General features: G+C 49.3%; 26 protein-coding genes. 5 read left to right on the top strand and 21 right to left on the bottom strand.

Going from position 1 to position 25,510, the window contains the following annotated elements; genetic code table 11:
- Positions 1-34 precede the first annotated feature (34 nt).
- Positions 35-736 carry a tRNA-uridine aminocarboxypropyltransferase gene (locus BL249_RS17220; protein WP_099706787.1) on the bottom strand — a complete coding sequence of 234 codons (702 nt, stop codon included), beginning with the start codon at positions 734-736 and terminating at the stop codon, positions 35-37.
- A 55-nt stretch (positions 737-791) separates the two neighbouring features.
- On the bottom strand, positions 792-1,211 hold the full coding sequence (gene trxC, locus BL249_RS17215; RefSeq protein WP_099706764.1) for a thioredoxin TrxC: 420 nt from the start codon (positions 1,209-1,211) through the stop codon (positions 792-794).
- A gap of 199 nt (positions 1,212-1,410) precedes the next feature.
- On the opposite strand from trxC, the gene BL249_RS17210 reads away from it, so the two are divergent.
- Positions 1,411-2,448 (top strand): tRNA/rRNA methyltransferase, encoded by a 1,038-nt coding sequence (locus tag BL249_RS17210; RefSeq protein ID WP_099706765.1) that lies wholly within the window; start codon positions 1,411-1,413, stop codon positions 2,446-2,448.
- Positions 2,449-2,517: 69 nt separating this feature from the next.
- Here BL249_RS17210 and emrB read toward each other — a convergent pair whose 3' ends face one another.
- The 11 genes from emrB to BL249_RS17155 all read right to left on the bottom strand — a co-directional run bounded on the left by emrB (position 2,518) and on the right by BL249_RS17155 (position 14,605).
- A complete protein-coding gene (emrB, locus tag BL249_RS17205) occupies positions 2,518-4,050 on the bottom strand; it encodes a multidrug efflux MFS transporter permease subunit EmrB (protein ID WP_099706766.1) in 1,533 nt (510 codons plus the stop codon).
- 17 nt (positions 4,051-4,067) lie between these two features.
- Positions 4,068-5,240, bottom strand: coding sequence for a multidrug efflux MFS transporter periplasmic adaptor subunit EmrA (gene emrA / locus BL249_RS17200; protein ID WP_099706767.1), 1,173 nt, complete (start codon positions 5,238-5,240; stop codon positions 4,068-4,070).
- 187 nt (positions 5,241-5,427) lie between these two features.
- Positions 5,428-5,958, bottom strand: coding sequence for a transcriptional repressor MprA (mprA, locus tag BL249_RS17195; RefSeq protein WP_099706768.1), 531 nt, complete (start codon positions 5,956-5,958; stop codon positions 5,428-5,430).
- Between the two features lie 486 nt (positions 5,959-6,444).
- The gene (gene proX / locus BL249_RS17190) at positions 6,445-7,440 is read right to left on the bottom strand and encodes a glycine betaine/L-proline ABC transporter substrate-binding protein ProX (RefSeq protein ID WP_099706769.1); all 996 of its coding nucleotides are present in this window, start codon (positions 7,438-7,440) and stop codon (positions 6,445-6,447) included.
- Positions 7,441-7,509: 69 nt separating this feature from the next.
- Positions 7,510-8,667 (bottom strand): glycine betaine/L-proline ABC transporter permease ProW, encoded by a 1,158-nt coding sequence (proW, locus tag BL249_RS17185; protein WP_099706770.1) that lies wholly within the window; start codon positions 8,665-8,667, stop codon positions 7,510-7,512.
- Complete coding sequence (gene proV, locus BL249_RS17180; RefSeq protein WP_099706771.1) at positions 8,660-9,859, bottom strand: glycine betaine/L-proline ABC transporter ATP-binding protein ProV; 1,200 nt, start codon at positions 9,857-9,859, stop codon at positions 8,660-8,662. The genes proW and proV overlap by 8 nt, the downstream gene beginning before the upstream one ends.
- Before the next feature lie 397 nt (positions 9,860-10,256).
- Positions 10,257-11,222, bottom strand: a complete 966-nt coding sequence (gene nrdF / locus BL249_RS17175; RefSeq protein WP_099706772.1) for a class 1b ribonucleoside-diphosphate reductase subunit beta — start codon at positions 11,220-11,222, stop codon at positions 10,257-10,259.
- Between the two features lie 16 nt (positions 11,223-11,238).
- Positions 11,239-13,377: a class 1b ribonucleoside-diphosphate reductase subunit alpha gene (gene nrdE / locus BL249_RS17170; RefSeq protein WP_168174299.1), complete on the bottom strand. Its 2,139-nt coding sequence runs from the start codon at positions 13,375-13,377 to the stop codon at positions 11,239-11,241.
- Positions 13,365-13,772 (bottom strand): class Ib ribonucleoside-diphosphate reductase assembly flavoprotein NrdI, encoded by a 408-nt coding sequence (gene nrdI, locus BL249_RS17165; RefSeq protein ID WP_099706774.1) that lies wholly within the window; start codon positions 13,770-13,772, stop codon positions 13,365-13,367. The genes nrdE and nrdI overlap by 13 nt, the downstream gene beginning before the upstream one ends.
- Positions 13,773-13,776: 4 nt before the next feature.
- Positions 13,777-14,019: a glutaredoxin-like protein NrdH gene (gene nrdH / locus BL249_RS17160; RefSeq protein ID WP_099706775.1), complete on the bottom strand. Its 243-nt coding sequence runs from the start codon at positions 14,017-14,019 to the stop codon at positions 13,777-13,779.
- Between the two features lie 262 nt (positions 14,020-14,281).
- On the bottom strand, positions 14,282-14,605 hold the full coding sequence (locus BL249_RS17155; protein ID WP_099706776.1) for a DUF883 family protein: 324 nt from the start codon (positions 14,603-14,605) through the stop codon (positions 14,282-14,284).
- A gap of 170 nt (positions 14,606-14,775) precedes the next feature.
- Here BL249_RS17155 and BL249_RS17150 point away from each other — a divergent pair, with 170 nt between their 5' ends.
- On the top strand, positions 14,776-15,111 hold the full coding sequence (locus BL249_RS17150) for a DUF2002 family protein (protein ID WP_099706777.1): 336 nt from the start codon (positions 14,776-14,778) through the stop codon (positions 15,109-15,111).
- 134 nt (positions 15,112-15,245) lie between these two features.
- Here BL249_RS17150 and BL249_RS17145 read toward each other — a convergent pair whose 3' ends face one another.
- Genes BL249_RS17145 through BL249_RS17130 form a run of 4 tightly spaced genes read right to left on the bottom strand, consistent with a single transcriptional unit; the run spans position 15,246 to position 19,417 of the window.
- Positions 15,246-16,427 carry an MFS transporter gene (locus BL249_RS17145; protein WP_241898917.1) on the bottom strand — a complete coding sequence of 394 codons (1,182 nt, stop codon included), beginning with the start codon at positions 16,425-16,427 and terminating at the stop codon, positions 15,246-15,248.
- Between the two features lie 22 nt (positions 16,428-16,449).
- Positions 16,450-17,091, bottom strand: a complete 642-nt coding sequence (locus BL249_RS17140; protein WP_099706778.1) for an HAD family hydrolase — start codon at positions 17,089-17,091, stop codon at positions 16,450-16,452.
- On the bottom strand, positions 17,088-18,164 hold the full coding sequence (locus BL249_RS17135) for a zinc-dependent alcohol dehydrogenase (protein WP_099706779.1): 1,077 nt from the start codon (positions 18,162-18,164) through the stop codon (positions 17,088-17,090). The genes BL249_RS17140 and BL249_RS17135 overlap by 4 nt, the downstream gene beginning before the upstream one ends.
- Positions 18,164-19,417: a class-III pyridoxal-phosphate-dependent aminotransferase gene (locus tag BL249_RS17130; RefSeq protein WP_099706780.1), complete on the bottom strand. Its 1,254-nt coding sequence runs from the start codon at positions 19,415-19,417 to the stop codon at positions 18,164-18,166. The genes BL249_RS17135 and BL249_RS17130 overlap by 1 nt, the downstream gene beginning before the upstream one ends.
- A gap of 1,271 nt (positions 19,418-20,688) precedes the next feature.
- On the opposite strand from BL249_RS17130, the gene BL249_RS17125 reads away from it, so the two are divergent.
- Positions 20,689-21,108 (top strand): hypothetical protein, encoded by a 420-nt coding sequence (locus BL249_RS17125; RefSeq protein ID WP_099706781.1) that lies wholly within the window; start codon positions 20,689-20,691, stop codon positions 21,106-21,108.
- 55 nt (positions 21,109-21,163) lie between these two features.
- On the opposite strand, the gene speG is transcribed toward BL249_RS17125, so the two are convergent.
- The 3 genes from speG to BL249_RS17110 form a co-directional block, all read right to left on the bottom strand.
- Positions 21,164-21,736, bottom strand: a complete 573-nt coding sequence (gene speG / locus BL249_RS17120) for a spermidine N1-acetyltransferase (protein WP_168174298.1) — start codon at positions 21,734-21,736, stop codon at positions 21,164-21,166.
- Positions 21,737-21,867: 131 nt separating this feature from the next.
- Complete coding sequence (locus tag BL249_RS17115) at positions 21,868-22,719, bottom strand: nucleoside-specific channel-forming protein Tsx (RefSeq protein WP_099706782.1); 852 nt, start codon at positions 22,717-22,719, stop codon at positions 21,868-21,870.
- Between the two features lie 355 nt (positions 22,720-23,074).
- Positions 23,075-23,515 (bottom strand): L-alanine exporter AlaE, encoded by a 441-nt coding sequence (locus tag BL249_RS17110; protein WP_099706783.1) that lies wholly within the window; start codon positions 23,513-23,515, stop codon positions 23,075-23,077.
- Between the two features lie 336 nt (positions 23,516-23,851).
- Between BL249_RS17110 and BL249_RS17105 the strand changes: the two genes are divergently transcribed.
- A complete protein-coding gene (locus tag BL249_RS17105; RefSeq protein WP_099716809.1) occupies positions 23,852-24,316 on the top strand; it encodes a putative T6SS immunity periplasmic lipoprotein in 465 nt (154 codons plus the stop codon).
- Between the two features lie 557 nt (positions 24,317-24,873).
- Here the strand turns inward: BL249_RS17105 and BL249_RS17095 are convergent.
- On the bottom strand, positions 24,874-25,230 hold the full coding sequence (locus BL249_RS17095) for a hypothetical protein (RefSeq protein WP_099706786.1): 357 nt from the start codon (positions 25,228-25,230) through the stop codon (positions 24,874-24,876).
- A gap of 149 nt (positions 25,231-25,379) precedes the next feature.
- Between BL249_RS17095 and BL249_RS17090 the strand changes: the two genes are divergently transcribed.
- A partial coding sequence (locus BL249_RS17090) for an IS1 family transposase (RefSeq protein ID WP_342633895.1) occupies positions 25,380-25,510 on the top strand: 131 nt, incomplete at its 3' end.

Genomic DNA, 25,510 nt, shown 5'->3' with positions numbered 1-25,510 from the left:
TAGAGCGCTCCTGATGAAGGTAATCAGGTTGATTTTAAACTTTTTCGCCAGCTTTTTCCGTGAAATGCGCAGGATGAAACGGTTTTCCGGCGAGATAGCGGTCGCGAAATAACATGAAATGTTGTGAAAGTCCTTGTGCTGCCGCGTTATCACCTGCCTGTGCCAGCAGGGCGATAGCAATTTCAGCCGTGCAGTGCTGACCGGGGGCATGTGCTGCACGTAAGGTATAGGCTGAAGGGGTAGTGACATTCAGCGAGATAACCGGAAAGTCGTCAAGCCAGGGACTTTTACGAAACATTTTACGAGCTTCGTTCCAGGTACCATCGAGCATAATAAACAGCGGGGGATTACCCTGGGTTGGCGGACTCAGCGCCACCTGACGTTCGGGGCAGGCATAGCTGGCGGGAAAGACCACAAACGGCTGATAACTAGGATGATTAATGAGTTTAAGCAATTGCGCATCGACTGCGGTACGTGACCAGCTGAACGCACAGGTATCGGGCAGAATATCTGCAATCAAACGCCCGGTATTACTGGGTTTCATCGGTTCTGTATCGAACATCACCAGACAAAAGCGGCTGCGTGCCGACTGGGTGATGATGCCAGCACACAGACAGTGTATTTCGGGTAGCAGGCAGCGCTGACAACGCTTCACCCGGTGTCCTCTGGCAAGAAAGGGACGGGTAGCGCGTGCCATGCGCTCTGCTCGCAGGCGGAGAACGGCGTTTTCAGTCATCATCAATACAGGCTAAAAACGCTATTCTAGCTGAAATATCAGCAAAACGGCCAGTTCAGAGCGTTTCATCCAGCCAGGCACTAAAAGGCGCTTTGGGCATGGCGCCATTGAGCATATCGACCATTTCCCCCTGTCTGAACGCCATAATGGTCGGGATACTGCGGATTCGAAAGCGGTTGCTCAGCGCCGGTTCTGCTTCAGTATTAACTTTAAGAAAACGGATTTCTCCACAGCGTTCGGCGGCCAGCGCTTCGTAAACCGGCGCAAAATTGATGCAGGGGCCACACCACGGCGCCCAGAAATCAATGACAACCGGCAGTTCGTCCTGTAAAAATTTATCCAGCGTAGCGGTCGTGACGTTAATCACGTGTTTGCTAAACAGCGCCGCGCTGCAACGTCCGCATTTTGCCCCCTGATGCGTGTGGCTATCGGGCAGGCGGTTAGTCGTCTGACAGGAAGGACAGACTGTGTTCATGATTTACCTCATCGGCGTAGTATCACTGTGAAAAGCCGTTTTTTACTTTATAAGCCGACAGTATGCCCCCCGGCTATGGCAGCAACAATGCGATTCGCTCAATGGTTATAATAGCCACTAGCTTTTAGCTAAAGGTGATAGCTAACTCGGGAAACATCAGGTAATCTGCGCGCTGCGCGCTCAGCAGGAGGGGGAATTGATGAACGATGAGCTGAAGGGTAAAAGTGGCAAGGTTAAAGTGATGTATGTCCGCGGTGATGATGAAAAAGAAAACCGTGGGCAGAATCCGCGTACCGGCAAAGGAGGATCGCGCCAGGAAAAGGAGAGTGGCTGGCATTCTGCTCGCGTGGGTGACAATAAAGGGCGGAGTACGCGTGAACGTAACGATAAGCACGACTCTTCGCCATGGCGTACCGTTAGCCGTGCCCCTGCTTCTGCTGAGGAGAATAAACCTGACCATCTGGGGATCAGTGGTAAAAGTTTTATTGATCCCGAACAGTTGCGTCGTCAGCGTCTGGAAGAAACCCGGGTCTATGGTGAAAATGCCTGTCAGGCGTTGTTCAGCAGCCGGCCTGAAGCTATTGTCCGCGCCTGGTTTATTCAGAGCGTCACCCCGCGTTTTCGCAATGCGCTGAAATGGCTGGCGGCTAATCGTAAGGCGTACCATGTGGTGGATGACGCAGAGCTGACCAAAGCGTCCGGAACCGAACATCATGGCGGCGTTTGCTTTCTGATTAAAAAGCGCGTTGGCATGCCGGTTGCCAGCTGGCTGCAACAGGCAGAGGAACAGGACTGCGTACTGGCGCTGGAAGATATTGGCAATCCGCACAATATTGGTGGAATTATGCGCAGCTGCGCGCATTTTGGCGTCAAAGGAGTGCTGGTTGATGATGCCGCAGTGCTGGAATCCGGTGCGGCGGTGCGTACCGCAGAAGGCGGTGCGGAACATGTACAAGCGATTGACGCCGGCGATTTTAAGGCAGGTCTCGATAGCTTCCGCAAAGCGGGTTACACCATCGTCACCACTTCCAGCCATCAGGGCGTGGCACTCACTGAGGCAGCGCTGCCACAGAAAATGGTGCTGGTGCTGGGGCAGGAGCGGGATGGTTTGTCTGACAGCGTATTTCAGCAGGGTGACCTGGCGGTTTCTATCACCGGTACCGGCCATGTAGAGAGCCTCAATGTGTCGGTAGCTACCGGTATTCTGCTGGCGGAGTGGTGGCGTCAGAATCACTGATTAACCATACCTGTATGCCATAGAGCGAAAAAGCCGGATGTTGTCAGCATCCGGCTTTTTTATTAGCGATCAGTGTGCACCGCCGCCGCCGCCAGAACCGAATGGTGGGCGGGCAAACCAGATAAGCACCAACAAAACCAGAAAGACCCCAGCGGAGGCCCAGAAGATTTCGTTAGCCGAAATAATCAGACCCTGATTGGTGATCTGCTGGGCAATCCAGGCCGATGCCTGATCGTGGCTCATCCCGATTGCCTGCAACTTATCATACATCTGTTGCGCATTCGGATTATAAGGGCTGACCGATTCGCTTAGCTGGGCATGATGCATCGACTCACGATCTGTCCACATAGTGGTTGTTATTGAGGTGCCAATTGATCCCGCCAGCGTGCGGACAAAGTTGGACAGACTGGAGGCCGCCGCCATACGTTCGCGTGGTAAACCAGAAAGGGTGATGGTTGTCAGCGGCATAAAGAAACAGGCCACCGCAAAACCCTGAATGAACTGCGGCCAGGCCGATGCGCCAAAATCCATTCCAGGTTCAAAGGTGTAGGCGCGCCAGTAAAAGCAGACGGCATACATGATAAAGCTGAAGGTCACCAGTCGGCGCATATCCAGCTTATGGGCAAACCGGCCGATAATTGGCGACAGTATCACCGGAATGATGCCAACCGGAGCCGATGCCAGACCTGCCCAGGTGGCGGTGTAGCCATAGACTTCCTGCAGCAGCTGGGGCAACAGGACAATTGAGCCGAAGTAAAGCATATAGGCAAGACTGATTGACAGGCAGCCGATGGTAAAATTCCGCCCGGTAAACAATGACAGATCAACAATCGGGTGTTTATCCGTCAGTTCCCACACCAGCAGTACCAGCAATGACACCACCGCTACCACCGTTAGCACGATGATTTCGGGTGAGCTGAACCAGTCCAGTTCTTTACCGCGATCCAGCATCACCTGCAGTGACCCTACACCAAGGATCAGCAGAGCCAGACCCACTTTATCAATCGGCGTCACAGCAATGGTGGTTTCGCGGTCACGTAGCGTTTGCAGCGTCAGCAGAACCACCGCGATACCAATAGGGACATTGATAAAGAAAATCCAGCCCCAGTGATAATTATCACTGATCCAGCCGCCGAGAATCGGGCCACAAATCGGTGCAACAATCACGGTCATTGCCCACAGAGACAGCGCAATACTGCGCTTTGCTGGCGGGTAGTTATTCAGCAACAGACTTTGTGACAGCGGGATCAGCGGACCGGCAACGATACCCTGAATGACACGGAATAAAATCAAAGTAGTCAGACTTTCCGAAATACCGCATAACCAGGAAGCCACGGCAAAGGCGCCGGTTGACCAGATAAACAGTTTTACCTCGCCGATACGCCTCGCCAGCCAGCCGGTGATAGGAATGGAAATTGCGTTTGCCACGCCAAACGAGGTAATCACCCAGGTCCCCTGCGAGTTAGACGCCCCGAGGTTTCCTGAAATGGTAGGGATCGCAACGTTGGCAATGGTGGAGTCCAGCACCTGCATAAAAGTCGCCAGGGACAGGGCGATGGTCATCAGAACCAGCGGCATTCCTTCAAGCGGTTTTTGCTGCATGACAACCTCCCGCGTGATTAACCCGCATTGGCTTTAATAATCTCGCTGATCATCTGATCCACCGGCGTTAAATCAAGCGCCAGCGCATTACTGCTATAGGCCGGTGTATCACGAACGCGGGTAGCCAGCACGGCACCTTGCATATTGGTGGTGTCGACATTTACCAATGCTGACAGGCCAATTCGTAACGGATGTTTTTGCAGTTCCTGTGGGTCCAGCTCAATTCTCACCGGCAGGCGCTGAACAACTTTAATCCAGTTTCCGGTTGCGTTTTGTGCCGGCAACAGTGAGAAGGCGCTACCGGTACCCATATCCAGGCCGACAACTTTGCCATGGTAAACCACGTCATCGCCATAAATATCGCTGACCACTGTGGCGGCCTGCCCGATGCGCACTTTTGCCAGTTGGGTTTCTTTGAAATTCGCATCAATCCACAATCCGTTAGCGGGAACCACCGCCATCAACGCGGTGGAAGGGGAGATTTGAGAACCAACCTGAACACTGCGGCGCGAAACATAACCGTCCACCGGGCTGACGATGTGTGTCCGTTGCAATGCCAGCCAGGCATCGCGCAGGCTGGCGGCGGCTTGTTGAATTGCCGGCTGCTTTTCCAGCGAGGTATCAAGCACCATCGCCTGGTTGGCGTTATATTGCTGAACGGCCACTTCCAGCTGCGCTTTTGCGCTGGCAACAGCATCTCTGGCATGCTGAAGTTCTTCGCGACCAATCAGATTGGCACTGCCAAGAGGTACTCGCCGACGCAAATCGGCTTCTGCCTGATCCAGCGCGGTTTTCTTCAGTTCAATATTGGCCTGATATTGTTTGTTGTTAATCATCAGCTGGTGAGTCTGACGGACGCTGGTTGCCAGTGCGGTCTTCGCTTTTTCGACGGCCTGTAATGCATCGGTCTGGTTGAGTGTAACCAGTACATCACCCTTTTTAACAAAGTCAGTGTTGTCAAAAACCACTTTATCAACGCTGCCTGAAACCTGAGCCATTATCTGAACCTGATTACCGGCCACATAGGCGTCGTCAGTTTCTTCAAAGTGCCTGAGTACCAGAAACCAGTAAACTAACCAGGCGATAGCAATGAAAATAAACAGCACTGACAGTAACATCAGCAGGCGCTTACGTTTTCTTTTGTTAGCCGGAGGCTGCTGCGGTTTTTGCCTGTCCGCATTCTCACTCATTGTACTCTCCTGTTTGCTTATTACCCGGAGAGAACATCCTTATTCAAATATCCGGCGCGAAAAATGCCAGCGCGACTGCGCTGGCATAAGAAGTGAAATCTGGGGAGTTAACATAGCGACTTGTAAGAAAAAATATGTCGCACAATATGCTATTGCAAGCAGCTGTGACGACACTATTGACGTTTGATTAACGTGACAGGTTGTTGATAACGTCCTTTTCTTCCATCTTATCAAGTTGATTCAATAGCTTACGGGTGATTGCTTCCAGCTGCAATTTTTCACTCTCATGCAGTGAATCCCACAGCAGTTGCAGGCTTTGATGCTGCGGAGGCAAAACCTGTTGTAAAAATTCATTGCCCTTAGCCGTCAGATGGAGATGCAGACAGCGGCGATCGTTATCGCTTTCGCGTCGCTCAATCCAGCCACGCTTTTCCAGTTCGTCGGCAATACGGGTTGCGTTGGTACGTGAAGAGCCAAGGGCAGAACTCAGTTCGGAAGGCTGAATACTCTGATCTTCCTGCGCATCGAGCGTGATGAGTGCCATAAAGAGTGTCTCGTTGATTCCTTGAGCTTTTAGCATTTTATTGCGATTTTCCAAAAGCTTACTTTGCATGTGCATACATAAACGAGTCAGCATAATCTCTTTCAGAGGAAAATCTTTATGGCGACTGGCGCGAAAATTTAGCATTTGCTCAATGGGAGTAAACGAGCTTTCCATTATAAGAAGACCTCACTTGTGGCAACAGGTAGTAATGATGATGGATGCCGGCGCGTTGCAGGATGCCATGCTAAACAACCTGTTGATGCGACATATCTCACCATCCGGATAACCGGGTCACTCCCTAACCCGACACACAATGCAACCCGACGGCAGGTCGCAGGTTAATGCCTGGTAGCCAAACGCGGGATTCAGTTCCCAATGTTTCACCACCAACAGGCGATAACGGTTCTCGTTAGCTGAAAAATAATTTCATCAGAAAAGATAACATTTGTGAATAAGTGTTTGCATAACAATAGCAGACCAAATGAGTGGATAACAGCTCACAGAGCCTGATAAATCTGAGTTTTACGCTTTTTTTGCTTGCATAAGACGGTCCGGGGGATTTTCAACCTAAGTTCAACAGCTTTCCTGCCCCTGTGCCATTCAGACATAAAAAAAGCGACCGCAGGGTCGCTTATCTGACTGGCAGAATAAATCTGCGGGTTATCGGGCCGCAGCCAGCGCGTCGTTAATCCACTTATCGAATAACGCCTGATGAGCTTTGATCCAGCCATCAACCTGGGCGTTAATCTCATCTTCTGATGACTGCCCCTCGTGCATCCGCGCATTCTGAGCATTGATATCCGCCAGTGGCAGTTTCATCGCGGCGAACAGGGCGGCGGCGGCCGGATTTTTCCCGGCCCATGCTTTATTGGCGACAATATGCATGGTATTAACCGGGAAACCATAGTTAGCGCCATTTGGCAATTTGGTGTCTATGCCGCTTTGTTTACCCGGCAATGATGAAAAGGGAACCTGCAGCCACACCACATCCTGACCCGGTTTGAGTACATCGCTTACCCAATATGGGGTCCACGTATAATAAAGTACCGGTTTGTGCTGGCGAAATCGCGTAATGGTATCGGCAATCATTGCTGAATAATTACCCTGATTATGCTCAACGGTGTTGCTCAGACCATAGGCTTTTATCTGATGATTGATGACAGCTTCGCAACCCCAACCTGGTGTGCAGCCGGTCAGGTCGGCTTTACCGTCACCATTGGTGTCGAACAGCTTCACCAGTTTGGGATCTTTAAGCTGAGCGATATTGCTGATGTGATATTTTTCAGCGGTTTTTTTATCGATCAGATAACCTTGAGCCGCTCCCTGAACATAGGTTCCCTGGCGATAAAATGTGTTGTCACCACCGGCGGCGGCATACATATCATCATGCAGCGGTTTCCAGTTAGTGGCGATATAAGTTGCGTCGCCAGAGGCGATGGTAGTGTAAGCAACGTTGTAATCCACTTCGCCGGGTTTCTCTACGCTGTAACCCAGTTTTTCCAGGGCGCGGCTGACCAGAAGCGTCTGGAATGTCTCCTCCGCGATGGCGCTTTGTAACGGTTTTACCGTGATGCCTTTACCCGGCAGGTCGGCAGCGGCAACGGATAACGTTGCCAGCGACGTCAGTGCGGCAGCGATGAAAGCAGTCTTACGCATAACCTCTCCTTGATGAGTGATTGTCAGTGCATGGGACGCTGACGGCGTCAGGGTGACGCCGTCGGATAATTAGCGAATAAATGGCCGCAGCAGCAGGCCTATCGGGCCGCAGGTATACCAGTGGCGGTTAGCCCGGCTGCGGCTATCACGACCGAGAGACTGGGTCAGACGGTCAAGAATAATGGCAAGAATCACGATGCCGACGCCGCCGACGGTGGCCAGCCCCATATCAAGGCGACCGATACCGCGCAGCACCATCTGACCTAACCCGCCGACGGCAATCATTGAAGCGATTACCACCATAGACAGCGCCAGCATCAGTGTCTGATTAATACCCGCCATTATGGTAGGCATCGCCAGAGGCAGCTGTACCTTAAACAGTAACTGGCGGGGGCTGGCGCCAAAGGCTTCGGCGGCTTCAATCAAATCTGCCGGTACCTGCCTGATACCGAGGATGGTCAGGCGAATTACCGGCGGCAGGGCAAAAATAATGGTCACAACCACGCCTGGTACATTACCTATGCCAAACAGCATGACAATCGGCACCAGATATACGAAGGCTGGCGTGGTCTGCATGGCATCCAGCAGCGGACGGATAATCCGTGCTGCCGGCTCGCTGCGTGCCAGCCATATTCCGGCTGGCAGACCAATAACGATGCAAAACAGCAGCGCGGTGAGCACCAGGGCCAGGGTTACCATGGCCTGCGACCATGCGCCAATCGCCCCAATGACTATCAGGGAAAGCAGGGTAGCTACCCCCATGGCCGGACTGGCCAGTTGCCAGGCGATGAGGGCGAAAATCAGGATGGCCACCGGTGCCGGCATGCCCATCAGCAGGTGCTGGAAGGCGCTGAGAATATAGTCAACCGGCACACGGATACCCTGAAACAGCGGGCGAAAATGCGACACTATCCAGTCGATGGCGTCGGTTACCCAGTGGTCGAGGGGGATCAGTGTTTTATGGAACGGGTCCATCAGATTAACGTGTTCAGGCTGAGGTGCAGGGGCGCTGTTCAGCCAGTCACTGTTACTGCTGGCGCCGGTGTCGGCACCGCTCCAGGCATTAGCGCTATTGGCATGCTGACCCGCGCTATTACCCGTCGCGTCGCTGGTGGTCGACCCGGCGCTGGACCAGGTATCGTTGCTCTGACTGGCTGACGTCTCTGCCGCTGAAGGCTGATTATCCGCCGGCGCGCTCTGCCATGGGTTAGTATGCTGTTCACTCATTGGTAGCTCCCTCGCGATCCAGTGCCTGCAATAACATGCCTTTAGAAATAATGCCGACGTAACGATTGTCTTCATCCGTTACCGGCACCGCACAGGGCGCCTGGGCAACGTGAGAAAGAAGGTCATTGAGAGAGGTGTCTGCCGCCACCGGGGCCGGTTCTGCTAGCAGCGCGTGTTCAAGACCGCCGCCAGCCGCCAGTGCCGCTTTCAGTGATTCGATGGAGACAACGCCAACAAACTGCTGGCGTTCGAGGATATAACCGAATTCGCGGTCTTCATCCTGCAATACTTTAATTGCCGAGCGCGGTCCAAAACCGGGGGATTTTCTCATCAGCGCGGAGGCATTACGCCGTGCAATATCTCTGGCGCTGAATACATGACTGATATCCACACCACGGAAGAATGTACGAACGTAATCGTTAGCAGGATTATTCAGTATCTCATCCGGCGTGCCGACCTGAATGACTTCACCAGCCTGCATAATGGCAATACGATCACCAATGCGCATGGCTTCATCAAGGTCATGAGAAATAAAAACGATGGTACGCTGGTGGCGGGATTGCAGGTTAATTAATTCATCCTGCATCTCGGTACGAATTAAGGGATCGAGGGCAGAAAAAGCTTCGTCCATTAATAAGATATCCGGATTAATTGCTAAGGCTCTTGCCAGACCAACACGCTGGCGCATACCGCCAGAAAGTTCATCGGGATAAGCCTCGGCATAATTTTCCAGTCCCACCTGGCGTAAGGCTTCCAGAGCTTTTTTGCGTCGCTGCTCTGTTGGTATTCCCGCTAATTCCATGCCGAGGGCAGCATTATTTATTACCGTCATATGGGGCATCAGTGCGAATGACTGGAATACCATGCTGATTTTATTTCGTCTCAGATTTCGTAATTCACTGGCAGATATTTTTGCAATATCCTGTCCATCAATAATTATCTGGCCTCGGGTAGGTTCAATCAGACGATTGAGAAGGCGAACCATGGTGGATTTTCCTGAGCCGGATAATCCCATGATGACAAAAATCTCGCCTTCTTCAATGGCCAGACTGGCATTTTTAACGCCAAGTGACAGCCCGGTTTTTTCCAGTAATGCCTCCTTGCTGATACCTTTTTTGATATGCTTAAACGCGCGTTCCGGATGGTCTCCAAATACTTTATATACATTCTTAACTTCAAGTTTAATCGTCATTCGATAATAAAATCCTGGTTAAGGGTAATAATGTCTGCTTTTTGTTTTTCTCAGATGAAAATTAAGTGGCTATAACCCTAGCATATTGAATTCTGATGGCAACCCTTGACATTTCGTTATTTTACCTGTGGGCTGATGACGAAATGTCGTTAGAGTCAGTAATCATGGGGGCTGGCAGGAAATGATATTATTTATTTCAGGTTGGGATATTTTCATAAGGAAAATTTCTCATCATCCTCATGTGAGAAGAGAGCCCTGTGGGGCAGGGAGTGATATTTTGTCTGGTGCTGATTAAGTTTCCTTGCGAAATTAATAAGATTGACTGGCTGAATAGGATAGTAATAATGAAGCTAAATGGCAGAAGCGGCGGTTTGAATTATCCGCCGCATTGACCGGTTTAAAATGCCCAATCTTCGTCCTGGGTTTCTTCGACTTTTCCCATTACATAGGATGATCCGGAACCAGAAAAGAAATCATGGTTTTCATCGGCATTTGGTGACAACGCCGCCAGAATAGCCGGATTAACATCAGCCATATCGGGTGGAAAGAGCGGGTCATAGCCAAGATTCATTAATGCTTTGTTGGCGTTATAATGTAAGAACTTTTTCACGTCCTCCGCCCAGGGAACATCGGCGTAGAGTTCGTCGGTATACACCAGCTCATTCTCATACAGCGACATCAGCAGAGTAATAGCAAATTGCTGAAGTTCTTCGCGCCTTTCACTGGAAGCCTGTTGCAATCCTTTTTGATATTTATAACCAATATAATAACCATGTACCGCCTCATCTTTAATGATAAGACGTATCAAATCGGCGGTATTAGTCAGCTTGCCGCGGCTTGAGAAATACATCGGTAGCCAGAAACCGGAGTAAAACAAAAAGGACTCCAGAAACACGCTGGCGATTTTTTTCTTCAGGGGATCTTCTGCGTGGTAATGCGTTAACACAATGCGGGCTTTTTGTTGTAAAGCCGTATTTGCTTCACTCCAGGCATAGGCCGCATCAACGTCCGGCGTCTGACATAAGGTTGAGAAAATCGAACTGTATGAGCGGGCATGCACCGCTTCCATAAAGCTGATATTCGAAAACACTGCCTCTTCATGTGGCGTAATTGCATCGTTCATCAATGCCGGAGCGCCAACGGTATTTTGTAACGTATCGAGTAGCGTCAGGCCGGTAAAAACCCGGATAGTCAGCTGCTGCTCATCGCGGCTCAGGCTTTGCCAAGCCGGAATATCATTTGATAAAGGCACTTTTTCCGGCAGCCAGAAGTTAGCAGTAAGGCGGTTCCAGACTTCAAGATCCTTTTCATCTTCAATCTGATTCCAGTTCACCGCCCGCAGGTGTGGGTGAGTACTGTTCATTTTTTTCACTCCGGATTTATAACGCGCAGGACACACAGCCTTCTACTTCAGTTCCTTCCAGCGCCATCTGGCGCAGGCGGATGTAGTAAAGGGTTTTGATGCCTTTTTTCCAGGCGTAAATCTGTGCCTTATTGATATCGCGTGTAGTGGCGGTATCACGGAAAAACAGGGTAAGCGATAGTCCCTGATCAACATGGCGTGAGGCTTCGGCATAAGTGTCAATAATTGCCTGCGGGCCGATCTCATAGGCATCCTGATAGAGCGCTAAATTTTCGTTAGTCATGTAAGGCGCCGGGTAGTAAACACGCCCGGTCTTGCCTTCTTTACGTATCTCAATGCGTGAGACGATCGGATGAATACTTGAGGTGGCGTGATTGATATAAGAGATAGAGCCAGTTGGCGGAATCGCCTGTAAATTCTGGTTATAAAGTCCATCGCGCATCACATCATCACGTAACTTCTGCCACTCTTCGCGGCTGGGTATATGAAAATGAAAACGTTCAAACAACGCTTTCACCTCTTCGGTTTGCGCAACCCAGCGTTGTTCAATGTAGCGATCAAAATAGGTACCGCTGGCGTAGCGTGACTGGCTGAAACCGGCAAAGCGCTCTTTGCGCTCACGGGCAATACGCTGAGAGGTGCGCAGAGCATAATAGGTGACGGCGCAAAAATAGAGGTTGGTAAATTCCAGCGCGGCCGGTGAACCATAAGCAATGCCCTCGCGCGCCAGAAAACCATGCAGGTTCATCTGGCCAAGGCCGATCGCATGCGACTTTGCGTTACCTTCCGCCACCGAAGGCACGGAACTGATGTTACTCATATCGGAAACGGCACTTAATCCACGTACCGCCACTTCAATCGTACGGGCGAAATCGGTTGAGTCCATTGCCCGTGCAATGTTCAGCGACCCCAGATTACAGGAGATATCTTTACCGATCCGGCGATAGCCCAGATCTTCATTAAATTCGCTGGGCGTATTGACCTGAAGGATTTCCGAGCAGAGGTTACTCATGTTTATGCGTCCGGCTATCGGGTTAGCACGGTTCACATTATCTTCAAACATGATGTAGGGATAACCGGACTCGAACTGAATTTCTGCCAGCGTCTGAAAGAAATCGCGGGCATTAATATAGTGCCGTTTTACCCGCTGATCGGCCAGCAGCTGATGGTAATGTTCACTTATGCTGATATCGGCGAATGCTTTACCGTACAGGCGTTCGACATCATAGGGTGAAAATAACGCCATCTGCTGATTATCTTTTGCCAGCTGGAAGGTAATATCAGGGATAACCACACCCAGTGACAGGGTTTTAATGCGGATTTTCTCATCCGCATTCTCCCGTTTAGTATCAAGAAAGCGCAGAATATCGGGATGATGTGCATGCAGATATACCGCGCCGGCACCCTGACGTGCCCCCAGCTGATTGGCATAAGAGAAGGCGTCTTCCAGCATTTTCATTACCGGAATAACCCCGGAAGATTGGTTTTCAATGCGTTTTATCGGGGCACCGGCTTCACGCAGATTCGACAACAGAAATGCCACCCCGCCACCGCGCTTGGACAGTTGCAGGGCGGAATTGACCGAACGACCGATGGATTCCATATTGTCTTCTATACGCAGCAGAAAACAGGATACCAGTTCGCCACGTTGCTGTTTGCCGCAATTAAGGAAGGTCGGTGTTGCTGGCTGGAAACGGCCGCTGAGCATTTCTTCCATCAGGGAAGTAGCAAAATCGTTATCACCCTGTGCCAGAGTTAGTGCAACCATACAAACCCGATCGGCAAAGGTTTCCAGGTAACGTTTACCGTCAAAGGTCTTCAGGGTGTAGCTGGTATAAAATTTCCAAGCACCCAGAAAGGTCTGAAAGCGAAAATCGTAATCATACGCCTGCTGGAATAGCTGACAGACAAAGCTGAAGTCATAGGCGTTGAGTACCGAAGCCTCGTAATACCCTTCATCGACCAGATATTGCAGACGTTCAGCAATACTGCTAAAGGTGACGCTGTTTGGAATGACATGTTGCAGAAAATAGTGGCGAATAGCCGCGCGATCTTTTTCAAACTGAATATTACCCTGGTCATCATACAGGTTAAGTAATGCGTTAAGTGCATGATAATCGCCGCTATCGGTCACGCTGCGGTTTAGCGTATGGATTGTCGTTGCCAAAATAGTTTCACTCCCCGGTCAATATTAACGAGGTCGGTTTCGCTGCCCATCAGCTCAAAACGATAAAGCCAGGGCACCTGGCACTTGTGCGAAATAATGTCACCGGCAAGGCCAAATGCGGCGCCAAAATTACGATTACCGGCGGCGATTACCCCACGAAGTCGCGCGCGATTTTGCACATCGTTGAGAAACTGAATCACCTGTTTAGGCACCGCACCTTTGGCACTGCCACCGCCATAGCTGGGTACCACCAGAATAAAAGGATGATCGACCTGTAGCTGCCGATCTGCCGCTAGCGGAATGCGTTGTGCTGGTAATCCCAGCCTTTCAATAAAGCGCTGGGTATTACCGGACTGACTGGAAAAATAGACCAGCGGATGCATGAGATTATCCTGCAAGCGCCAGCTGCGCCTGGAGTGCGGCAATTTTGTCAGGTCGAAATCCACTCCAGTGTTCTTCATCCGCCATCACCACCGGCGCCTGGCGATAACCGAGACGTCGCAAGGATTCCACTGCTTGCGGATTATTATCGAGATGGATTAATTCGTACGGCAGGCCCTTGCTGTCCATTGCATTTTTAGTGGCGTTGCACTGGACACAGTTGGTTTTGGTGTAAATAATAATGCGCATGATTCGTATTTCCTTCTCGCAGCAAAGCTCTGGCCTGCATGTGATTCGGGACACAATCGGGCCGCCTTGATTATCAACATATAGCGTGGTCTGTCTGAAATAGATACTAGATGTAGTTCTTAATGATTGCAACCACGCAATATGTAGTGGTATGCATATATTACTGGCTGGGGTCGCTGGCGAAGGATTTATAGACGGAAATAAAAAAATCCCCGCGACGGCGGGGATTTTTACACGGTTAACTCTCTGGCTTTTTTGACGATTAATTGCGCCCGGTGCTACTGACCAGTAAAGCGCCAATAAATATACCGAATGCGGTGCCTATACCAATTCCGTGCCAGGGTTTGTTATGCACGTAGCTGGCGACCTGTTCGCCCGCATCCTTTGCTGCCTGTGTAACCCGGCTATTGCCGTTCAAGCGTGCGCGCGTCTGACGCAGTAGTTTGCTGGCACGTGCCCGTGCCGCATCGATCTCCTCTGCGCCACGGTTATCATAAGATCTCAGTAACGCATCCAGACTCTCCGTCAGCGCACTGACGTCCTGGTGGCTATCAATGCCTTCGTTTTGGGTTGTTCGCTTAAACATTTTGCTCTCCATTATGTCTGGCAGGTCTGTCTAACTATAGAACATCACTGCTGCGATTCTGCGTAACCAGCGGTGTTAAGCACGGTTTATGGACTAATCCGAAAGCCCTCAGGTCCGGCACTGTTATAGGCTTACAGCGATTTTGAAGAACCTGGCATTGAGGATTGAGCATGTATTTAAGACCGGACGAAGTAGCACGCGTATTGGAAAAGGTGGGATTTGAAATGGATATCGTGACACAAAAAACATACGGTTACCGACGTGGTGAACAGTATGTTTATGTCAATCGTGAAGCGCGCATGGGACGCACGGCGCTGGTTATTCATCCGGCTCTGAAAGAGAAAAGCCTCAGTTTTGCCGAACCTGCATCTGAAATTAAAACCTGCGAACATTACACACAATTTCCGCTCTATTTAGCCGACGACAGTCACGATCATTACGGTATTCCGCACGGTTTTAGCTCGCGCCAGGCGTTGGAACGCTATCTGAAATCTGTGTTTGATTGAGCGCTTGCCGGCCGGGGGCAATCAGCGTCGCCTGGCAGTGACGCAAACGCGATATGATGCAGCCTGAATGAAGGCTGCGTGGCCGGATAAACTCGCCGCCGCAGCGCGATGGGCATGATTTCGTTAGATCATGTTTATGCCTTCCTTATCAGATGGCTCGACAGTGGCAGGCTTAAAGACAACAAACACACCATGAAAAATGCCCCAGGCAGCCCGTAAAGATGAGCCAGACCGCCAATTAAAGCGGGACCGAGCAAAATACCTGAGTAACCCATACTGGAAATCGCCGCAACGGCTAATGAACCTGGCATGGTATTCTGGCGTCCCGCTGCAGTGAAAAGTATCGGAACGATATTTGAAAGACCTGCACCGATGAGAAAAAATCCGATAGTCATACTGAAAATATTGGCCCAGCTGACCACCACCAAAAAACCTATCGCGGCGATAAGGGCACTGACCAGAAATACCCGAAAACGGCCGAAGGATTTGATAATCGCATCGCCGGTTAAACGGCCAGTCGTCATGGCACAGGCGAATACAATATAACCGAAGCCCGCATGATTGCTGGCGATGACGTGCTGACTGGTGAGCAGAATTCCGCTCCAGTCGAGCATCGAACCTTCCATGATATAAGCAATAAAACACAGTGTACCAAGCAGAATGACAATGCCTCTGGGCATGACGAAAAGGGGGGAGGCGTCCGCAGCTGATTCATTCAGTAACCCGCCGAAGCAAAACATCAGTAGCCCCAGCACCAGAATGATCACCAGGCTTACGCTAGCAAGTGGCGTCAGATGGCAAATCAATAACAGGCTGACTATACCCGAGCCGGCAATACCGCCAATGCTAAATAAAGCATGAAAACCAGACATGATCGGTTGTCCTGCCATTTTTTCAACCAGCACTGCCTGAATATTAACCACGACGTCCATTGCGCCAATACCGGCACCAAATACAAATAGCGCCAGAGCCAGCGTCAGCGGGCTATTCAGTGTTGCCAGAGCGGGTAGCATTAGCAACATAACCAGCGTCGCAAAATTAAATACCCGTCGGCAACCATAACGTGAAGCGAGGGCGCCGGACAGCGGCATCATCAGAAATGAACCAATGCCAAATGCCAGTAAAACCAGCCCCATGGTACCGTTATCCGCCATCAAACGAAGCCTGGCGAGCGGTATCATCGGAGCCCAGGTGGCCAGACTGAAACCGGCAATAAAAAAAGCAACCCGTGTCGCACTAACTGAACGCGGCAGGGAGAAGAGGGTGTCATTTTCAACCACTTTATCAATTTTTCCTGGTTGTGATAGAGCCGGCATACGCTTTGCCGGCTCAGCATCGTTAACTCACCCTGCAGACCAGCAGGTCTTCCAGGATATCGATTTCATTCAGATTGCGGATTACCTGATAGGCTCTGGTATAGTGCTCCATTCCTGACAGCGCGTGTGGCCAGGCGTAAACCTGCCTGATACCCGCGCTGATGGCCGACTGAATGCCGATATCGGTATCTTCAATCACCAGCGTTTGTTCTGGCGATGCGCCAAGGCGCTGTAACATTGCCAGGTAGGGATCAGGATAAGGTTTGGTACGTTCCATATCATCACCACTGATTAACGGATAGGTCTGCGTTAACCCGAGGGTGGCAATATTGGCCAGACAGATATCCCGTGGTGCAGTGGAGACAAAGCCAAAGGAAATTTGGTTGCTTACCAGATGCTGGATCAGTGCACTGATACCAGGGCGCAGATAGCGTGCGCCAAGTTCTGCCTTGTAGGCATCAATGATCTGGCGGGTAATTTCGGCATGTTGTGCGCTGCCGATGCCAATATGTAATAAAGTTTCTTCCAGGCTTAAACCGATGAGTTCCTCTGGCGTAATGCCATAGGTTGCCTCAGGTTGCAGGTTTTTGAGCACCTCAAAGTGCAACTGTTCACTGTCGACAATAACACCGTCGATATCAAAAATGACAGACCAGGGTTTCATGCGGCACACTCCTTTTTCTGAGCCGGTATGCGCAGCAGTACTTTGCAGTTTGGTTCGCTGATTGCGTGCTGCTTTTTCCCTGCGATATCACAACCTACAGTGGCAAAAGCTTGCTGGTAGTCATCAAAACCAAAACAGTGGCTGATTAACCTGGCGACTGGAATCTGTCCATCACGAATCAGGTTGTAGGCACGGGCAAAACTGTTGTTAAGCGAATCGATAGACCCTATAACCGACAGACTTTTATCGGCAATTTTCATGATATCCAGCGTGGCGGAATAGTCTTTTAGCGCGACGTTGAGCAGCTTTCCGCCGGGAGCCAGGCGGGCAAACACAACTTCGGAAAGATAACCTGTGGTATCAATACATACATCCAGCTTCTCATCATCACTGCCGTATTCTGCGCGCATGGCCTGGTGAAAGTCGTTGTAAAGATGCGTCCCTTCAGGCAAAACATCCATAGCAAAACGATAACGGTGCGGATTTTTTTCCACCAAAAACGCGTTAACACCAGCGAGAGACAGACTCCATAAATAGAGCATTCCCATCGGACCCGCGCCGATGACGCAGGCGCGAATGTTGGTATGACTGATATTCAGTTTTTCGACACCCGTCAGCGTACAGCTTAGGGGTTCGGTCAGGGCGCCCTCCTCAAAGCTGACATGCTCATCCAGCAGAATCAGGGAACGCTCTTTGGCACGATACTGGTCAGCAAAAGTTCCATCATAGGAAACACCGGCTTCGGTCCCATGTTTGCGCTCGCAATGGTTAGGATTACCTGTCTGGCAAAGACGACACTCGCCACAGGCGTAGGTCGGATTAATCACCACCCGATCGCCGGCCTTAAAACGCTTCACGGCTGAACCTACTTTATGAACCGTGCCGGTGGATTCATGTCCCAGCGTGGTACCCGCAACCGCAACCGGATAATCACCGGTAATGATCCCGACATCGGTACCACATAGACCGCAAACTTCAATATTCACTATCACATCATCTGCATCAATACATTCAAGAGCAGGGACTTCGCTGGGGCGGACGCACCAGACGTCGGTAAATTTAAGTGCTTTCATTATGCTGTCTCCTGCAACGTGTTAATTCGGTGTTCAAGCAGAGAGAAGGTACGATCCAGCTTGCTGATAATTTCATCGATGTGATGGCGTTGACAGGTCAGAGGTGGACGGACTTTAATCGCTTTTCCCTTGCCATAACGTGAACCACGAATAATTAATCCTTGTTCTGCTGCAATGCTAATCGCCAACGCGGCAATCTCTGGATCCGGGACATCAAAACCAAACATATAACCTAATCCCCGTACGTTGCTCACCATGGCATGAGTGTCTTGCAGCGTCAGTAGTGCGTTACGTAAATAACCCTCATTGTGCTGCACGTTTTCGAGTAGTCTTTCATCTTCAATAATGGCAATAGTTTCATGGAGGGCGACCAGTGACAGCGGATTGGCGCCGGAAGTACTTGAATGTTCATAGGCTTCCAGTACATCCAGCTGCTGTTTCATCAGAATGCCACCGGTTGGAATGCCAATTCCGCCGGCACCCTTAGCAAAAACGATAATGTCGGGTTGCAGTGCCTTAGCGTAGCCTGTGCTAGCAAAAAAGGTGCCAGTGCGACCAAAGCCGGTTTGTACTTCATCTGCGATTACCACAATATTATATTTGCTGCAGATCTCACGTACCTGGCGATAGAATTCAACGGGTAGGACGATATTTCCGCCATTGCCCAAAATTGGTTCGATAATCAGGCAGGCGATATTGCCGCTGGAGGCATAACTTATGAAATCCTCCAGCTCAGCAAAACGGCTGGCACTGGTGCGGTTACGGGTTCCGGCAAGCTCGCTGGTTGGTACCGGGATTTTGAAAGAGCCGTCAATGTTGGCGGTAAAGTGCTGCAGGCGAAACGCATTACCGGAGATCCTGGCCGTGGCCAGAGACTGGCCATGGTGTGACATAAACAACGAGATCACACCGGAACGTCCAGTATATTTCTGTGCCATACGGATGGCGCCTTCGACGGCCCCAGAACCAGATACATCCCTGAGCCAAATGCGATTTATCCCTTCTGGCAAATAAGGTGTAAGCTGACTGAGAATATGATTGGCAATAGGTCTGGTGTAGGCGGAGCTCAGATGAACACAGCGATCAATTTGTTGTTTTAGTTTATTGGCAAGACGTTCATGAGTATAACCAAACGGCAAATTAAAGGTTCCCGATGCTGCATCAATCATAACTTTACTGCCATCGTGCAAATAAGCCCCATCGCCTTTATAACGATTCATCATATTTTCAAATTCATTATCTATGCTATTCATCTATTTTTTCCTATGAGTTGTTTAATAAAAAATTAAATATTGTTAGCAACGTGTTAATTAAACATGTTGCCATATGATTAGTATTCACAAATGTGACTTAAATTAGGAATAATCTGTATTTTTCTATAATGACGCCTAACTCATTAGCCTGAGTTTATCGATGTAATTTTATAGAGTGTATCTATCATCATTCTTTTTCTTCATTGAACTGGTAGTGTCTGTATAGCTATTTATGTTGACTTCTTTCAGCATTTATCGATCCTGCTGTCGTTCTGTAATAATGAATTTTACACAGGACGGATTGAGCTGGTGTTGACAAGTAAGCGCGTAAATGGTGAAAAAAACGCAATATTCGCCTGGGGAGTAACTAACTTCCCGCGTAAGCGATTTTTTCTATCCTGCTCTTTTTATGAATCTCTTTTGGAGGATATTAAATTATCTTCATGTAAAATATTTATTTTTCAATTGGATATAAATATTTTTTTGAGATTTTCCCGATGTCGGCGCTGTTTTATCAGTAATGCTAAAGATAAATGTAATAATGGCAGTTTCAGAGAGGATTTCTCATCATTTACTACATTAAAAGCACAGGCTTGCACAGGTGTCAGTGAATGGCATCATAGCATTTGATGTATTTATTTGGCGTGATTGTCACATATTCATAATCTGTGATATAACGCATTGAAAATAATGATCTGGCAAATGTATTCATTATAAACTAACCTCATGTATCTTACGTGTCATACAGAGATTGTGATTTTATTGATTAGCTTGCTTATAAATAAAATATTATTGTTTTGTTGTTCAGGAATGCCTGTTATTCGTTAAATATAGCGAATGACTATTACAATATCCAGACTATAAATTTTATTTTATAAAGATAGAATGATTAACTATTAAAATAAAGTGGTTTTTATCGATCGGTAATCAATGATTAATAGATTTTAACTATGCCACATAATACAATGATCGCGGAAAGTATTTATTCGTATTAATTATTAAGATAAATTAACGATATTGCGCTATGAAGAGGGGTGGCATGGTGCGGTGAAAGGCTTTATTGCATCTTAATGCGATAAAAAATGACAGTGGGTTGGTTAACCGGGCCTGATGCTAATTGATGTTTACCTTATGCGCTGAACTTGCATTGATTCATTTTATCTGTACGGTTTATGTGTTCGCATTGTGCGGCTTGCCGGACAGATAAATTCAGTGCGCGCCGACCGCTTAAGCGCTTATAATCAGCGAAAGGAATGACAACGGATGACATAATGAAAGCGCTAAGACTAGCTTTAGGGCCGCTGGTTTTTTTGAGCGGCTGCGCAACCATTGCAGGCAATGGATCGCAGAATGTGACTATTAATACGCAACCACCGGGCGCCCATTTTGTGGTTCAGGATGAGGCTGGACGGATTGTCGCCCGGGGGGTGACGCCAGAAACGGTGCTGCTGGTCAAATCTGACGGCAGTTATTTCGGTAAAAAAACGTATCAGGTGATGCTGGAGCGTCCAGGCTATGTGCCGCAGACTCTGCCGCTCAACGAACGCGTCAATTTATGGTATGTACTGGGTAATATTCCGCTGGGGGGCATTCCCGGTTGGTTGCTGGTCGATCCTTTTTACGGTGGAATGTACACTATTGAACCTGCATTGCTACAATCCAGCCTTAGTCCGGTTGGGGCACGCGGCTAGCCCGCACCCCGGCAGGGCTGCCGGGGTGGCGGCAGGCGGTGCATCCGGCACCTTTTTACTGTGCAGTCGGTTTTAAAATGGTATTGACGGGCGCCGGCTTGAGTTTTTCCATATACTGGTTTTGAAAAATACACATGCGGATGGTGTTACGGTATTCACCGTTAATAAAGAACTCGTGCCGGAGTTCTCCTTCCACTTCAAAACCAAGTTTACTGTATATATGTATAGCCTTGGCGTTTTCTTTATCAACGATCAGATAAAGCTTATAGAGATTGAGCACCGAGAAGGCATAATCCATCGCCAGTTTAACTCCGCGGCTGGCCAGCCCTTTTCCCTGATGATCCGGAGCAATAATTATCTGAAATTCTGCACGGCGATGAATGTGATTGATGTCGACCAGTTCTACCAGTCCGGCTTTTTCGTCATCATGTTCCAGCACAAAACGGCGCTCACTCTGGTCATGAATATGTTTGTCATAAAGATCGGACAGTTCGACAAAGGCTTCATAAGGTTCTTCAAACCAGTAACGCATCACGTTGGCGTTATTGTCTAACTGATGAACAAATGTCAGATCCTCACGCTCCAGTGGACGAAGCTTGATATTGAGGTCTGTCAATTGGGCAGACATAAAAATTCCTTTAAAGGCAGACGTATTGCTGCTTTTTTAGTATAGCGGTAGCAGAACGATTAGGATCGACATTTACAGAAATAAACAGAGCGTGACCAAGGTCACGCTCTGAAAATCAGCGGAAATATTTGTCAGAAATTATACCCGATGACAAGATAATAGCCAAAACCGGTTGATTTGACTTCAAAGGGGCCGTTGCCAAAATTCAGATTTGCGCCATTATCCCATTGGCCGCCATTGTGAAAATAACGGGCAACCAGTGAATAATGCCAGTGATCATAACCTAAAGACAGAATGTGGCTGGAAGCAATGGCGTTGCTGGTACGGTTTGCGCTGTCGCCAAGCTTAGAACCCCAGTCAAAATTGGTAAAGCCGATATAACTGAGATGTCCTCCCCACAGATCGCTGATTGGCACCATATATTTAATTTTGAATCGGTAGCCATCCCAGCGGTTTTCATTGGCTGCATCATAGTTTTCCCACTGGTACTTTGCGTACAGGTTCAGTGACAGGCCAACATCGCTGTGGGTATCAATATCGGTACCAAGACCCATATACCAGGTATTCTGGCGACTGCTGCGCTTATCACCCATGTCATAAATATAGTTATTGGCAAAGTACCACTCTTTGAAGGGGCCAAATGCCAGCCGGGTGCCGGTCAGTTTATCGAGTGAGAAACGCGGTTCAATTTCCATAAACATCGGGGAGCCATTATCCCAGATGCCTTTATCATTGCCGTTACCGGTGCCGAAAAACTTCGGTACATCGACATAACCGCAAAAATCAAACCAGTCACGGTGGGCAAAAGCTTCATATTCAAGGTAAACATCATTGTTAAGCTGAGGCCCGAAACGGGTGTGATAACTGCCAACCACGTTCACACTCTGGTGCCACCAGTCGGAAAGGTAGGTCGGGCTATTTTCCGCCATTGCTCCCCAGGATGCGGCCATCAGGCCTGCCGCCATCATTATTTTATATTTCATTTAATTACCACATGCTTAATAGGTCTGACGTCGCGTCCCGAACGACAGAACCGCTCCCTTAACCGGTTAAATCAGGCGATGAAAGCCCGATTTTCACCTCGTGAAACGCAGCGGCAGTGTGCCTGCCGCCTGGTCTGAGGAAATAGATGTTACTCACACTTGTGAAAATTTGTTTCACTTATTTTTATTTTTTATGTGATTAATCTCACAAATATTATTGTGTCGCTATGGAATCAGCGGGAACAGACCGGTACGCACTCTGCTGCTGCCGGTTTTGTACAGAAAGGCACCGCCGACGCGACGCCGGCTGAAGACCGGATTTATCCGCGGTGGAACGAAACGGAAAAGATCGGCTTCAGACGACCTTAATCTGGCGGATGCCAAACAGACGACGACAAAAATCGAGAAAATAGCCATAAATGCCGCCGGTCAGCATGGAGGTAAGAATATTAGCGCTGACTGCTGCAATAATTTGTTGCCTGCTGGCACCTATGCTGAGCAGAATCAATGCATACACCGGCGACTGAAAGCTGACGTAGGCAATAACATCAGCCAGCGATCGCAGCCAGACTGCCGGGCTAATCTGGCGGGCTTTAAATAGGAGCCGGTCACGCCATAAGCCGTATGGCCAGGCAATCAGTATGTTGATTGGGATAGCGCACAGACGGGAAGAAAGCGACTGGTCAATACGCATCCCACTGATAAAGATCTCAGTTATCATGCCGGTAATAAAGCAATAAACCACCATTGCGACAATATCGGCCATAGCGTGACGCAGAGTAAACGGGGAGATCATAAACCACACCTTGCAGCTTTAATCGGTATATAACGGCAGTTATGGCGATTAAAGTGGTGTTTATTTCTGCTTTTTCGCCTCTGGTGTAAAATATATCGCTGCATGCATTCTGGCAATTGGTGAAAGATCTTTATTTTTAAGCATTTTGTCGATGAAATGCTGTCAGCTGGCGCCAGCAACAGCGATGGGCGCGATTTCGTAACCAGTTTTATATAAAATGCAAAGAAATCATTAGCATAATAATTGCCTGTTTCAGGCGGTGAGAAAACAGACCAGGATGATTGTCAGTGGCAGGATGCTGATGAAAAATAACGGTTTCCAGTGGGATGCAATGAAATGAAAAACAAAACTTCTGCGGCGTGGGCGCTGCGTAAAACAGCGATCATGGCGCTGGTACTGGCAGGATTACAGCTGACAGGCTGCGCCCGGCAGCAGCCCGGCCAGTCCGAAGTTTACCGAACCTACGCTAAAATCGTTGGCAATAAAGTGTGTATCACCCTGCCGCATCTGCACAGCGGAGAAAAGTTGTTCAGTATTTACATCAGTGAACGCGGCAACGTGAACCGTTTTATGATGCGGCAGTACCCGTGGCAAAAAGGCAAGTATCTGGCTGCTGTGCCGGGTAAATGCGTCAACGATTTCAATTTTCCCTATGTGATTGGCCGCGGCTATGATGTGGCAATTCAGGTCGTGGATCCGTCGGTTGTGACCATCAGTGGTGCCACCCAGGGACGAGTATACAGCGGGGCATTTGCCCTATGGCGTGCCGGGGACAAGTTGCAGGTGGTGCCGGTGATATAATGCTGCCTCTGCAGTTTACCAGCCGGCGATATCAGGTCGCTGGCCAAAGCCGGTTCCTGAATCGGTGCTGTTATCAATGCTGCCCCGATTACGCAAACGCTGCTCGCGTAGCTGTTGATGTATCCAGTGACGGTATTCCGGAGAATGATAATAACCGTCATATGCTGACGGAGCAGGGATTAATTGCCGGTTTTGCCGCCAGCCGGATGCTGGCTGACCAGAATTTTCCCCATGATCGGCGCAGGATACGCACCACAGAGCGGTGCTGAGGCAAAATGCCTGAGTCAGAATGTTCAGATTCCCTCCTGAAACGCAAAATAATGATGGTATAAAACAGGCTGATTGCTCACGCCATGTTTAAACACGGGGAGAACTATCAGGTTACGCTGATTATAAACCGCCGGCGGTGGAAGTAAATCCTGTTCGCTTTTCGGTGCTGGCTTGCCGGCCTTTAGCCGGTTGTTTTTTGCTTTCAGAAGACATGAGCGCCCAGGCGGTTTCAGCGATCCGCTGAATGAAAAAGGCCGCCGCAGCGGCCTTTTACCTTCTGTCAGCGGTTATTCGCTGACTTTCTTCTTCAGTGTTTGCGCGCCTTCTTTGGTTTTGTTCCAGCCTTTCTCAGCACCTTCTTTGGTTGCATCCCAACCTTTCTCAGTACCCTGTTTGGTTTTGTGCCAGGCTTTCTGCGATCCTTCGCTCAGTTTACTGCCGGTACTGTCGCTTTTACCTTCAAGGGCATGTTTGGATTTAAGTTTCAGTTCACTTCCTTTATCCTGCGCCTGATGTAACTTTTCCTTCGCGGTGTTTGCGCCCTCATGTGCGGCGGCAACGGTATCATCAGTGGCATGTGTGGTGGCAGCAAAAACCGGCGCAGCCAGCAGAAGGGCAGAAAGTGTCATCACTGTTTTTTTCATAATATCCTCTTTTACGGTATCCGCTTTATTCAGCTTTATAAGCGTAGTACAGCAAAAAGTTTCCTGCTTTAGGAATAAACCGTAAATGAATCGGTGATGCCTCTAATTGGTTGAATCTGATGTATAATGCGGGCTTTTGAGGTTCTCTTATGGCCAGCGTTAACGTTCATTGTCCCCGTTGTCAGTCTGTTCAGGTTTACCGCCATGGTCAGAACCCTAAAGGCTATGACAGATTTCGCTGCCGTGACTGCCACCGCGTGTTTCAACTCACTTACGCTTA

The organism is Erwinia sp. OLFS4 (assembly GCF_002752165.1).
Classification (GTDB): domain Bacteria; phylum Pseudomonadota; class Gammaproteobacteria; order Enterobacterales; family Enterobacteriaceae; genus Izhakiella.
This window is presented reverse-complemented; position numbering and strand designations above follow the sequence as displayed.